Genomic DNA, 12,838 nt, shown 5'->3' with positions numbered 1-12,838 from the left:
CACCCCGCACGACGGCTGGGACTTTGATGGTGTGAACGAGTTCGTCACGTTCAAAGGCAAAGACGGACGCGTACTGGGCGGAAAGGCAGACCGCAATGGCTTCTTCTTCGTGAACGATGCCAAGACCGGAAAGCTCGTGAGCGCGTTTCCGTTCGTGAAGAAGATCACGTGGGCGAAGGAGATCGACCTCAAGACGGGGAGGCCGGTCTACGTCGACGACAACCGACCGGGTGACCCGGCCAAGGGCGCGGATGGCAAGAAAGGTACAGTGGTATTCTCGGCGCCGTCGTTCCTGGGTGGTAAGAACCAGCAGCCGATGGCCTACAGCCCCGATACGGGCTATTTCTACGTGCCGGCAAACGAATGGGGCATGGATATTTGGAACGAGCCTGTGTCTTACAAGAAGGGGGCAGCGTATCTCGGTGCTGGATTTACCATCAAGACGATCAACGACGACTATATCGGGGTGATGCGCGCGATCGATCCGGCTTCCGGAAAGATCGTGTGGGAGGAAAAGAACTATGCTCCGCTTTGGGGCGGTGCCATGACTACGAAGGGTGGATTGGTGTTCTACGGTACACCGGAAGGCGAACTTCGCGCGCTGGATGCCAAGTTTGGCAAGGAACTCTGGAGCTTCCAGACCGGCACCGGCGTCGTCGCGCCACCGATCACCTGGGAGCAGGATGGTCAGCAGTATGTCGCTGTCGTGGCGGGCTGGGGTGGCGCGGTCCCATTGTGGGGTGGCGATGTCGCCAAGAGGGTGAACTACCTGGAGCAGGGCGGTTCAGTCTGGGTGTTCAAGCTCTTCAAGAACTAGTTCTCCTCCGACACCAGCGAAAGGGTGTCTCTCCTCCGGGCCGGCGCAAGCCGGCCCTCTTTTTTCGCCGCGCGTTCGCTGCGCAGTTCGTCCGCCGCGCTAGAATGCGGCCCGTGGCGGCGGGAGGCCGCGAAGCGGCGAGAGATCGTGAAGGGACTGATTGTCGGGCTGGGCCTCATCGTGCTGACGCTCATTCAGGTGTGGGATCGGGCGCACGCGGCAGAGCGCTCCAAGGAGTTGCGCCCGGAAGTCGAGGCGTTCGTGGTCGAGATGTCCGAACGGCACGGCTTCAACGCCAGCGCGCTGCGCAGACTGCTGGCGAAGGCGCGCACGCAGGACGCCATCCTGCGTGCCATGGCGCGGCCGGGTACCGCGCGCCCCTGGTTCGAATACCGTCCGCGGTACGTGAATCCCCTGCGCGTCGCTGACGGGCTCGAGTTCTGGTCGGACAACGCTGCGACCGTCGCACGCGCCAGCGAGCGCTATGGCGTGCCGCAGGAGATCATCGTCGCCACCCTCGGCGTCGAGACCAACTACGGGCGCGACACGGGCAAGTTTCGCGTGCTCGATGCGCTCTACACGCTGGCCTTCGACTGGCCGCCGCGGGCGGAGTACTTTCGCGGCGAGCTCGAACAGTTTCTGCTGCTCGCGCGTGAGTACGGCATCGACCCGCTGCAACCACGCGGGTCCTATGCCGGAGCTATGGGCATTGCGCAGTTCATGCCTTCGAGCTACAGGAAATACGCAGTGAATTTCGACGGCAGTGGGCGGCCGGATCTGTCGCGAAGCGCGGACGCGATCGGCAGCGTTGCCAACTACATGAACGCCTTCGGCTGGAAGCCCGGCGGGCTGGTCGCGGTGCCGGCCGATGCGCAGGGCGACCGTGTCGACGAGTTCGTCGACATGGGACTCGAACCGAAGGTCAGCGTGGAGTCGCTCGCCGAGGCCGGAATCCGCCCGCAGGCGGGGGCGACGGAGCCCGGCACCACCGAGGCTGCACTTGTGCGCCTGCAGGGCGAGGAGGGCCCGCTCTACTTTCTCGGCTTCACCAATTTCTACGTCATCACCCGCTACAACCGCAGCGTCAACTACGCGATGTCGCTCTTCGACCTGGCCGAGGAACTCGCCGCGGCGCGCGCGAGCACCGCGGATGCGACGCTGGAGACCAAGCCGACCCATCGACCATGATCGCTCCCTTCTCCCTCGCGCGCCTGCCGCGCATCGAATTCGGAGCCGGCAGCCTGCGCCGGTTGCCCGACATCGCCGGCGCCTACGGCACGCGCGTGCTGCTCGTGACCGGGAAGTCATCCTTCGACACGTCCGCCGAGGGCGCGTGGCTGTGCGAGACGCTGCGCGCCCGCGGCTTCACCTGGGACCAGGTGCGCGTAGCAGGGGAGCCCTCACCGCAACTCGTCGACGATACCGTGGCTCGCTACCGTGGCGATGCGTTCGATGTGGTCGTCGGCCTGGGCGGCGGCAGCGCGCTCGATGCGGCCAAGGCAATTGCCGGTCTGCTCCGGCCGGGCAATTCGGTGATGGATCACCTCGAAGGTGTCGGGCCGGAGCTGCCGTATCGGGGCCCCGCCACGCCTTTCATCGCGGTGCCTACCACGGCCGGGACCGGGTCGGAGGCGACCAAGAACGCCGTGCTGTCGGTGCACGGCGCGACCGGATTCAAGAAATCCTTCCGCGACGAGCGACTGGTCGCGGAATGGGCGATCGTCGATCCGGATCTCCTGGCGGGATGTCCGCCGGCCTTGATCGCGGCGGACGGCATGGACGCCTTCACGCAACTGCTCGAATCGTTCGTGTCCCTGCGGGCCAACCCCTTCACCGATGCGCTTGCGCGTTCCGGCATCGCTGCGGTGAAGGACGGTCTCATCGAGTGGTTCGAGGGCGGAGCGCAGGCCGCGCGGGCACGCGAGCGGATGGCATATGCATCGCTCCTCTCCGGCATCTGCCTCGCGCAGACCGGACTCGGCTCGGTGCACGGCCTCGCTGCGCCGCTGGGCGCGTTCTTCCCGATTCCGCACGGGGTTGCCTGCGGAACGACGGTCTCGGCCGCGACACATGTCAACATCACGGCGCTCCTCGGGCGTGATCCCGACAGCGCTGCGCTATCGAAGTACGCCGAGATCGGGCGCTGCCTCGCCGCAACGGCGGAACTGGACGATGACGCGGCGCGCGTTGAGCTGGTCGCGGTTCTCGAGCGCTGGCAGCGTGCGCTCGACCTGCCACGCCTGTCGCACTATGGGGTCCACGCGGACGATGTGCCGAGGATCGTCGCGGCTAGCCGCGGGTCAAGCATGAAGACGAACCCGATCGTGCTGACCGATGCCGAAGTCGCGGCGATCGTGACGGCACGCCTTTGAGGCGCGATTAGCCAGCGTCCTCGGCAGGAATCGCGCGCACCGACAGCACCCCGTCGATGGCAGCGATCGCGCGAATGAGTTCGTCGTGGACCGGGCTGTCGACGTCGACCAGCGTGTAGGCCATCTCACCGCGCGACTTGTTCACCATGTTGTGAATGTTGAGACCGCCGTTCGCCATCGCCGTGGAGATCTGCCCGAGCATGTTCGGGACATTCGCATTGGCGATGGCGACACGGTAGGGGGACTCGCGCGCCATGTCGACATTGGGGAAGTTCACGGCGTTGAGGATCGTCCCGTTCTCGAGATACTCGCGCACCTGGTCGATCACCATCACCGCGCAGTTTTCCTCGGCCTCGGCGGTCGAGGCCCCCAGGTGCGGCAGCGCCACGACGCCGGGCTCGTGCAGCAGTGCAGCGGCTGGGAAATCCGTCACGTAACACTTGAGCCGATGGGCACGAAGGGCGGCCACGGCCGCGTGTTCGTCGACGAGTGCATCGCGCGCGAAATTGAGGAGCGTGGCACCGTGCTTCATTGCCGCGAGCCGCTTCTCATCGATCATGTGGCGCGTGGCGGGAAGCAGCGGAACGTGCAGGGTGACGAAGTCGGACTGCTGCAGCAGTTCCTCGATGGTCGCCGCCTTGCGCACGCTGGACGGCAGGCGCCACGCTGCATCAACCGTGATGTCCGGGTCAAAGCCGACAACCTTCATGCCGAGCTTGAGCGCAGTGTCCGCAACGAGACCGCCGATGGCGCCGAGCCCGACGATACCCAGTGAGCGGTGAACGAGTTCCACACCGGCAAAGCGCTTCTTGCCGTCCTCGACCTGCTTTTCGAGATCCGCACTGTCGCCCAGGGCGCCGACATAGCCAAGCGCCGGCACGACGTTCCGCGCGGCCATCAGCAAAGCGGCGAGTACCAGTTCCTTCACCGCGTTCGCGTTCGCACCCGGCGCGTTGAACACCGGCACACCGCGCCTGGACATCTCGGGCACCGGGATGTTGTTGGTACCGGCACCGGCGCGTCCGATGGCCCGGACACTCGGCGGAATCGCCATCTCGTGCATGCTGTGCGAGCGCACGAGGATGGCGTCGGGCCGTTCGGCGGTCTTGCCCACGGCATAGCGCGGGGCCGGCAACCGGCGCAGGCCGTGGCTGGAGATGTGGTTGAGCGTGAGGACCTGATATCTGTTCATGATCGTCGTGCTCGTCAGCCGTGGCGCGCCTCGAAGTCACGCATGTAGGCAATGAGTGCCTGCACACCCGCCGTCGGCATCGCGTTGTAGATCGATGCGCGCATGCCGCCGACGCTGCGATGTCCCTTGAGTTCGACCAGCCCGACCTTCTTCGCGCCGTCCAGAAAGGCGGCGTCGAGCGCTTCGTCGCGCAGACGAAAGGGAACGTTCATGCGCGAGCGATCCTGCCTGCGCACGGGATTACGGTAGAAGGCAGACTGGTCGAGGTAGTCGTAAAGCAGATTCGCCTTGGCGATGTTGCGGCGCTCGATCGCAGCGAGGCCGCCCTCGCCGAGCAGCCACTCGAATACGAGCCCGGCGACGTAGATCGCATAGGTCGGCGGCGTGTTGAGCATTGATCCGGCTTCTGCCTGCTTCCTCCAGTGGAACACCGATGGCGTGATCGGCAGGGCACGATCGAGCAGATCCTCGCGCACGATGACGACGGTCAGGCCGGCCGGTCCCATGTTCTTCTGGGCGCCACCGTAGATCACGCCGAACTTCGACACATCGAGAGGACGCGACAGAAAATGCGAGGACATGTCGGCGACGAGCGGAATCTCGCCCGTGTCCGGCGTCCAGTGATACTCGACGCCGCCGATCGTTTCGTTGGTGCAGACGTGCACATATGCCGCGTCGGCGGGAAGCTGCCATGTCTCCCGCGCCGGCACGCTGGTGTACTTGCCGTCCGCTGCCGAGGCGGCGATGTGCACCGTGCAGTACTTCTTCGCTTCCTGAATCGACTTCTTCGACCACTCGCCGGTGTCGACGTAGGCGGCGCAGCTTCGGCTGCCGAGAAGATTCATGGGCACCACAGCATTTTCCGCGATTGCACCGCCTTGCAGAAAAAGCACCTTGTACTGCACCGGCAGCGACAGCAACGCGCGCAGGTCCGCCTCCGCCTTCTCCGCGATGCCGATGAACGCCTTGCTGCGATGACTCATTTCCATGACCGACATGCCGGTGCCGCGCCAGTCGAGCATTTCGGCTGCCGCTTGCTGCAGCACGGGTTCGGGCAGCACCGCAGGACCGGCGCTGAAGTTGAAGACTCGCATGAACGTGTTCCGAGGTTGGTTCAGAGTAGGAGAAGCAGCACCCGTGACATTTCGCGGTTTCGACGGTCGGCGATGTACCGGCGAGTCGACGCGCGAGAGCGGGGTTCGACGACGATGTTCGAGGAGTTTGTTACGGCTGCTCCGGATTGCGGACGCGTAGTATGCCACCGCGCCGGCTCCGTGCCGAGTGCGTCTTCGGTGTGCCAAGCCCGTGCAGGGCTAAAACTGCGCAGTGAAATCGGGAGGAAGCGCGCGCGGCGTCGAAGTCCGTTGGATTCCGACGCCGCGCGCTACATTACAGACAGATGACTTGACGTGATCGGCTTCGCGGAGAGCGAAGCGCGGACGAAGCGGACTGGATCAAGCCAACGGCGAACGTGCGCCGTGGTGAGATTGAGCATGCGCGACCTGTGAGGTGCACTCGGGTCGTCGCGCAGACGCGCTCGCGCGTGCCAGGACGATCGTCGTGCCGTAACAGGCATCGAACTCACAATCTTCTGCCGGGATGGATGCCTGCGGCATGAACCTGACGGGATCCTGCATCGTTGTGTCCTCTCTGAAGTTGGAATATCGGATCGGGCGAAAAGCCGCGCGAGGGGTCTGCAAGACTCTTGCCCGATCGGCATGCTGCAATGCCATAAGGCGATCATTGCCATCGTGGCGATGGCATGAGAGGGCATTCAGCGCAAGAAGTTCACCGCACGTCGGCGGACTCGTCCGCAGCGGATGTCCGCGGCTGTGTGAGCAGCGCGAGCGAGCGCCCCTGCAGCGGAAACGTATCGCCCTGTGCGTAGTAGCGCCGCACATCGGGGCTGGGCGCGGCATCCGCGGTATCGATCGCAACCTGCCAGCGGACGTTCGACTGGAAGCCTGGCAGCACGAACGGAATTTCCTCGTGATGGGCGTTGATCAGCAGGAGGAAATTGTCGTCGATCAGGAGCGTGCCGCGCGGGTCCACCTCGCCGATGGCATCGCCCGCCAGGTACATGCCGAGACAGCGCGCGAAGCCCTGATGCCACTCCTGGTCGCTCATCTCCAGCCCGTCCGGACCGAACCAGAGCACATTGCGGACACCGTCCGGAAGCGGTCCGTTCTGGAAGAACGTGTGCCGTCGAAACACCGGATGCTCGCGGCGCACGGCGATCACGCGCGTGACGAAACTCAGCAGTTCACGATTCGCTTCGGACTGTGTCCAGTCGAGCCAGCTGATCGGGCTGTCCTGACAGTAGGCGTTGTTGTTGCCCTGTTGCGTACGACCCATCTCGTCACCGGCGACCAGCATCGGAACGCCTTGCGACAGAACCAGAGTGGTCAGCAGATTGCGCTGCTGGCGCGCGCGCAGTGCAAGAATCTTCGCGTCGTCGGTGGGACCTTCGGCACCGCAGTTCCAGCTGAGATTGTTGTCGGCGCCATCGCGGTTGCCTTCGCCATTCGCCTCGTTGTGCTTGCGCTCGTAGCTCACCAGATCGCGCAGCGTGAAACCGTCGTGGGCGGTGATGAAGTTGATGCTCGCGCGCGGACCGCGACCGTTGTGCGCGAAGAGGTCGCTCGATCCGGTGAGGCGGTAGGCGAGGTCTCCGATGAGGCCGCCATCCCCCTTCCAGTACGCGCGCACGGCGTCGCGGTACTTCGCATTCCACTCGCTCCAGCCGGCAGGAAAGCCGCCGACCTGGTAGCCGCCGTCGCCGAGATCCCAAGGCTCCGCGATGATCTTCGCACGCGCAAGCACCGGGTCCTGATGGACCATATCGAGGAAGGCGCCATAGGGATCGAAGGCGCCCACCTCGCGCGCCAGCGTGGTCGCCAGATCGAAACGGAAGCCGTCGACGTGCATCTCCTCGACCCAGTAGCGCAGTGAATCCATGATGAGCCGCAGCACCTTGGGGTGCATCGTGTTCAGGGTGTTGCCGCAGCCGGTGTAGTCCATGCAATAGCGCGGATTGGCGGCCGTGAGGCGATAGTACGCGGCGTTGTCGAGGCCGCGGAAACTCAGGGTCGGTCCGAGGTGATTGCCTTCCGCAGTGTGGTTGTAGACCACGTCGAGGATGACCTCGATGCCTGCGCGATGCAGCGCCCTTACCATGGCCTTGAACTCGTTCACCGGATCGTCGGTAGCCGCGTAGCGTGCCTCCGGTGCGAAGAAGCCGATGCTGTTGTAACCCCAGTAGTTGTGCAGTCCGCGCTCGACCAGCACGCGGTCGTCGACGAAGCTGTGCACCGGCAGGAGTTCCACTGCGGTGACGCCGAGCGCGCGCAGGTGTTCGATCGCCGCAGGGCTGCCGAGACCGGCATAGGTGCCGCGCAGCTCGCCGGGGATGCCGTCGTGGAGCTGGGTAAAGCCTTTCACGTGCAGTTCGTAGATGACGGTGTCGCTCCAGCGGGTCCTGGGGTGCTCGACGCCCTCCCAGTCGAACGCGGGATCGACCACCCGACACTTCGGCATCGCGGGCGCGTTGTCGCGCCAGTCGAACGTGAGATCGGCACGCGGCGCTCCCACCTTGTAGCCGAAATGGGCGTCGGTCCAGCGCAGCTTGCCGATGATGGCGCGGGCATAAGGGTCGAGAAGGAGCCGGTTCGCATTGAAGCGATGACCCTGTTCCGGCCGGTACGGTCCCTGGACGCGAAATCCGTACAGCGTGCCCGGCCCCGCGTCGGGCAGATACCCGTGCCAGATGAAATCGGAGCGCTCGGGCAGACGTCCGCGCATGACCTCGCGCCGGCCGCGCTGATCGAAGATGCAGACCTCCACGGCGTCGGCATGCTCGGAAAAGACAGCGAAGTTGATGCCGTTGCCGTCCCACGTCGCGCCGAGCGGTTGGGGGGATCCTGGCCAGAGGTTCGTGGTTGCTATGCTCTTGAGTCGCCTGGGTCGCGGATGCGGAGCGCTGGGGCGCACGATATGGCCCTATTAAAGTTGAGGTCGTTGCCTGCTGATCGGGCATAATGATACCTGCGCTCGATTGTCGAGCGTGTTGTATCGTTCGCCTTACCCGTTCCGTTTCCTAAACGGCCTGTCACACTTCGCTCGTGCGCAACGACAAGAACATAGTCGCTACGAGTCACACGCGCCGCAACCCGCCGGTTGCGGCCTTCATTCCTGGCAAGCTTGCGGGCAAGGTGCCTTCGGGGGCGACGCCGCCGCATTCCTCACACAGACGAGAGCGCGCGTCGTCGGTATTTGAGAACTGCTAAGAAATCAGGAATCGATCATGAGTGCAAGGCAAGCGAGGGAGGTTACGTCGCAACCCCGGTTGAGCGACGACGAAATGCGGGTTGCCGAGGCCCGGCATCACGATCCTTTTTCGGTGCTGGGACGACATCCGACCAAGGACGGCGTCGTCGTCTGCGCGTTCATCCCGCACGCAACGGAGGTGGCAATTGCCGAGGGCAACGTCCACATGGAGCGCGTGCCGGGAACGGACTTCTTCAAGTGGCAGGGTCCGGCGTCCGCGGTGCCGGAGCGCTACCGCCTGATCTGGCGGGACGACGCGCACCATCAGCACATCGCCTACGATCCCTATTGCTATCCGCCGCAGATCTCCGACACCGATCTCTATCTTTTCAGTGAAGGCAAGCTGCGCCAGGCCTACAAGATCCTCGGCGCCAACGAGCGCGACGTCGACGGCGTGCGCGGCGTGCTGTTCGCTCTCTGGGCACCGAATGCAGAGCGCGTGAGCGTGGTCGGCGATTTCAACCGCTGGGACGGGCGCCGCCACCCGATGCGGGTGCGTTCGGGCTGCGGCATCTGGGAGATCTTCATTCCCGACCTGTGTCCCGGCGCGCTGTACCGATTCGAGGTCAGGAATCGACATACCGGTCAGCTTCTGCTCAAGTCGGACCCGTACGGGCAGCAGTTCGAGGCGCGGCCGAACACCGCCTCCATCGTCGTCGGTGAGCCGCAGCACGAGTGGCAGGACGCGGCGTGGATGGAACGGCGCGCGGCGTGGGACTGGCAGCATGGGCCGATGTCGGTGTACGAGGTGCACCTGGGTTCCTGGCAACGCGGACCGGAGGGCGAATTCCTGAATTACCGGGTGCTCGCGGAGCGCCTTGTCGAGTATGTGAAGTACATGGGCTTCACGCACATCGAACTGCTGCCGGTCACCGAGCATCCGTTCGATCTGTCGTGGGGATATCAGGCGACGGGCTACTTTGCCGCAACCAGCCGCTTCGGCACCCCCGACGATTTCCGCTATCTCGTCGACTACTGCCATCGCAACGGCATCGGCGTCATCCTGGACTGGGTGCCGGCGCACTTTCCGAAGGACGCCTACGCGCTCGCCCGCTTTGACGGCACCGCGCTCTACGAGCACGAGGATCCACGCAAGGGCGAGCATCTGGACTGGTCGACGCTCATCTTCAATTACGGCCGCAACGAGGTGCGCACGTTCCTGCTCGCGAGTGCCCTCTACTGGCTGAAGGAGATGCACATCGACGGTCTGCGCGTGGACGCCGTGGCCTCCATGCTCTACCTCGACTACTCGCGCACCGAATGGATCCCCAACCAGTATGGCGGTCGGGAGAACCTGGAGGCGATCGAGTTTCTGCGCGAAATGAATGCCGTCACCCACGAGGAATGCCCCGGCATCCTGATGATCGCCGAGGAATCGACCTCGTGGCCGCAGGTGTCCCGGCCGACCTACCTGGGCGGTCTCGGCTTCGACATCAAGTGGAACATGGGGTGGATGAACGACACCCTGCGCTATATCTCGAACGAGCCGATCCATCGGCAGTACCATCACGACCTGCTGACCTTCAGCATGCTCTACTGCTTCACCGAGAACTTCATGCTGCCGTTCTCGCACGACGAGGTGGTGCACGGCAAGGGATCGATGCTGAACAAGATGCCGGGCGACGAGTGGCAGCGCTTCGCCAATCTGCGCACGCTGTACAGCTACATGTTCACCCATCCCGGCAAGAAGCTCCTCTTCATGGGCACCGACTTCGGCCAGGGGCTGGAATGGAACAGCGCCGGTGTCCTCGACTGGTACGTGCTCGAATATCCTTTCCACAGCGGAATGCAGCGTCTGGTGCGCGATCTCAATCACCTGTATCGCGAGCAGCGGGCGCTGCACGGGCACGAGTTCGAGTGGCAGGGCTTCGAGTGGATCGATTGCCACGACTCCCAGCAATCGATATTGAGCTTCGTGCGGCGCGCCGGCGATGAGTTCCTGGTGGTGATCGTGAATTTCACGCCGGTCCCACGTCACGGCTACCGCATCGGAGTGCCGTCGCCCGGTGGCTATCGCGAGATTCTGAACTCCGACTCGCACCACTACGGCGGCAGCAATCTGGGCAACGGCGGGCAGTTGGTGGCGGAGGAGACGCCCTGGATGAACCGGCCGTATTCGCTCGCGGTTACCGTGCCACCGCTCGGGACGATCGTATTGGCGCCCGCCTGAGCCGTTTCCGCGGCAAAACGCCGCAAGAGTGACCCGGGGGGCGGCCGAACCGGCTTCCGGCAACGGCCGTCCGGCGGGTCAGTGCGCGGAACGAACTGCGGGCCGGTGTGAGGGTGTGGGCAGCATCCCGCGGTGCTCGGCGCGAAACGCGGTCGGTGAGTGGCCGGTCCAGCGTCGAAAGGCGCGATTGAAGCTCGCGGTTTCCGCGAAGCCGACCATAAAGGCGGTTTCCTCGACCGTGTTCTCGGGGTTGCGCAGGTACTCGACGGCGAGTTCGCGACGCGTCTGGTCGAGCAGCTTGGCGAAGCTCGTGCCATTCTCGTTCAGGCGTCTTTGCAGCGTCCGTGGGCTTGCGGCCAGCGCTCGTGCCACGTCTCCTGCCAGCGGCTCGCCGGACGTCAACCGTTCGGCGATGAACCTGCGTGCCTGCGCGACGACGTCGGCGCGCTCCATGCGCGCCAGATAGTCCCGCAGCAGCCCCTCGGACGAGAGCGCAAGCTCCGGATTGCCGGTCGGCAGCACCCTGAGCATGCCGTCGCGCGCGAAGTGCATCGCGTACTGGGATGCGTCGAATTCGATAGGCGCCCGGAAGAACGCGTCGAGGCGCGGCGCGCAGGCGGGCGCCGGATGCATGAGCTCGACGCGAAGCGGCGCGAAGTCCTCGCCGGCACACCGGCGCGCCATCTCGAGCGCGCTCGCGAGCAGTGCATCCTGCTGCGCGGAGGGCAGCAGCGGTGCGCCGCCGGGAAAGGTGAGCTGCAGGCAGAAGCCGTCGCCGGTGTCCTCGAACTGCGGCCTGGTCGCTTCATTGACGACCCGAAAATAGCGCGCGAAGCGCTGCATGGCTTCGCGGACAGTCGTGCTCGCCAAGCACGCATAGCCCAGCGCATGGCCTGCCGTCGGGTGCAAGTGTCGTACGGCGTCGATGCCGATGCAGGGATTGCCGGTCGCGTCCACGGCGTTCAGCCACAGTCTGCGAATCACCGAAACCGGCACGCGAGTGCCCGGTCTGGCGAGCAGGGCGGGATCGAACCCGGCCATCTCGAATATCTGCTGCGCATTGGCGCCGGCTTCTTCGAGCGCCTTCCACAACGCGATCGAGGGTGAGGTGAGGACGGTCGCTGCCATGGAGGTGTGGCGTGCAAGGACAAACGATTGGCCGGTACGGACAGCGGCTAGCTTAGCGCATTCGCTTATCGTGTAACCACCCCGTTAACAAGAGTTGAAGGTGGAGACATGATGCTTTGCTCGACGTCCGATGACGAGCAGGAAACCGCCAGAGGCGCGGCGTTTGCCGATGACCACGAATCGCTCGCGCGACGACTCGAAGCGTTTGCCCGTACTCCGAACGTGGATGATCTCGACACCCTCATCAGCGTCTGGTCGTCTTTCGCAGACGGGAGGCCGGCGGAAGCGCGTCTGGCCGTCTACGGGCCGCTTGCGCTGCGGGTGCGGCGCGGTCAGTTGCCGGCGTGGGCGCTGATGCCGATCCTTTTGGGTGACCATGACCGGCACATCGTATCGACTGCGGCGACGGCTGCCGCGCTCTCACATCGTCCCGATCCCGCGGGTCCCGAGAACGGTCCCTTCTGCGTGCTCGATCATCTTCTGACGCCGCGTGCACGCAATACGGGCGCCGGGCTCGGCGCCTTGCTCGGTCTTGGGGACCCGCAGGTTGCCGATGTGATCTTCGAATTGCGCGGCATGCTGGCCCATCCCGAGCTGTCGTCGACGCTCGACGAGATGCTGGAAACCACGAGCGGCATCCTGCACCGGTCGACCATCGAGTTCTTCATGAACTGGCTGCAGGAACTTGCGCCGGATCTGCCGCGGTCGGCCGATCTCTTCCGCCGCGTCGCGCGCGGCCTGGCGAACCGGCGTTTCGCGGCGACCGCGTATGTCGTGATCGACGGGCAGCCGCGCTATCCGGCACCGCTCGAGGGCGAGATGTTCGAACACGG

Annotated in this window: 9 protein-coding genes; 5 read left to right on the top strand and 4 right to left on the bottom strand. The window is 64.8% G+C overall.

Annotated elements, in window-relative coordinates; genetic code table 11:
- The 3 genes from JNK68_12175 to JNK68_12165 all read left to right on the top strand — a co-directional run.
- Positions 1-817, top strand: an 817-nt coding sequence (locus JNK68_12175; protein MBL8541111.1) for a PQQ-binding-like beta-propeller repeat protein, incomplete at its 5' end; no start/stop codon positions are given.
- A gap of 270 nt (positions 818-1,087) precedes the next feature.
- On the top strand, positions 1,088-2,005 hold the full coding sequence (gene mltB, locus JNK68_12170) for a lytic murein transglycosylase B (protein ID MBL8541110.1): 918 nt from the start codon (positions 1,088-1,090) through the stop codon (positions 2,003-2,005).
- A complete protein-coding gene (locus JNK68_12165) occupies positions 2,002-3,189 on the top strand; it encodes an iron-containing alcohol dehydrogenase (protein MBL8541109.1) in 1,188 nt (395 codons plus the stop codon). The genes mltB and JNK68_12165 overlap by 4 nt, the downstream gene beginning before the upstream one ends.
- 7 nt (positions 3,190-3,196) lie before the next feature.
- Here JNK68_12165 and JNK68_12160 read toward each other — a convergent pair whose 3' ends face one another.
- The 3 genes from JNK68_12160 to glgX form a co-directional block, all read right to left on the bottom strand.
- Positions 3,197-4,381 (bottom strand): phosphoglycerate dehydrogenase, encoded by a 1,185-nt coding sequence (locus tag JNK68_12160; GenBank protein ID MBL8541108.1) that lies wholly within the window; start codon positions 4,379-4,381, stop codon positions 3,197-3,199.
- A gap of 14 nt (positions 4,382-4,395) precedes the next feature.
- The gene (gene serC / locus JNK68_12155) at positions 4,396-5,475 is read right to left on the bottom strand and encodes a 3-phosphoserine/phosphohydroxythreonine transaminase (protein ID MBL8541107.1); all 1,080 of its coding nucleotides are present in this window, start codon (positions 5,473-5,475) and stop codon (positions 4,396-4,398) included.
- A gap of 694 nt (positions 5,476-6,169) precedes the next feature.
- Positions 6,170-8,326 carry a glycogen debranching protein GlgX gene (gene glgX, locus JNK68_12150; protein MBL8541106.1) on the bottom strand — a complete coding sequence of 719 codons (2,157 nt, stop codon included), beginning with the start codon at positions 8,324-8,326 and terminating at the stop codon, positions 6,170-6,172.
- Between the two features lie 358 nt (positions 8,327-8,684).
- Between glgX and glgB the strand changes: the two genes are divergently transcribed.
- On the top strand, positions 8,685-10,877 hold the full coding sequence (glgB, locus tag JNK68_12145) for a 1,4-alpha-glucan branching protein GlgB (GenBank protein ID MBL8541105.1): 2,193 nt from the start codon (positions 8,685-8,687) through the stop codon (positions 10,875-10,877).
- A gap of 78 nt (positions 10,878-10,955) precedes the next feature.
- Here the strand turns inward: glgB and JNK68_12140 are convergent, their stop codons facing one another.
- A complete protein-coding gene (locus tag JNK68_12140; GenBank protein MBL8541104.1) occupies positions 10,956-12,005 on the bottom strand; it encodes an AraC family transcriptional regulator in 1,050 nt (349 codons plus the stop codon).
- Positions 12,006-12,116: 111 nt separating this feature from the next.
- Here JNK68_12140 and JNK68_12135 point away from each other — a divergent pair.
- Positions 12,117-12,838 (top strand): hypothetical protein (locus JNK68_12135; protein ID MBL8541103.1); only part of this gene is annotated, 722 nt, incomplete at its 3' end.

The organism is Betaproteobacteria bacterium (genome assembly GCA_016791345.1).
In the GTDB taxonomy this organism is placed as follows: domain Bacteria; phylum Pseudomonadota; class Gammaproteobacteria; order Burkholderiales; family JAEUMW01; genus JAEUMW01.
Note: the sequence above shows the minus strand (reverse complement) of the source record. Positions and strands in the feature narration are given on the sequence as shown.

Bases quoted from the DNA above. Each gene is read 5' to 3' on its own strand.
- mltB (MBL8541110.1), top strand. From the start codon at position 1,088: ATGTCCGAACGGCACGGCTTCAACGCCAGCGCGCTGCGCAGACTGCTG.
- JNK68_12165 (MBL8541109.1), top strand. From the start codon at position 2,002: ATGATCGCTCCCTTCTCCCTCGCGCGCCTGCCGCGCATCGAATTCGGA.
- JNK68_12160 (MBL8541108.1), bottom strand. From the start codon at position 4,381: ATGAACAGATATCAGGTCCTCACGCTCAACCACATCTCCAGCCACGGC.
- serC (MBL8541107.1), bottom strand. From the start codon at position 5,475: ATGCGAGTCTTCAACTTCAGCGCCGGTCCTGCGGTGCTGCCCGAACCC.
- glgB (MBL8541105.1), top strand. From the start codon at position 8,685: ATGAGTGCAAGGCAAGCGAGGGAGGTTACGTCGCAACCCCGGTTGAGC.
- JNK68_12140 (MBL8541104.1), bottom strand. From the start codon at position 12,005: ATGGCAGCGACCGTCCTCACCTCACCCTCGATCGCGTTGTGGAAGGCG.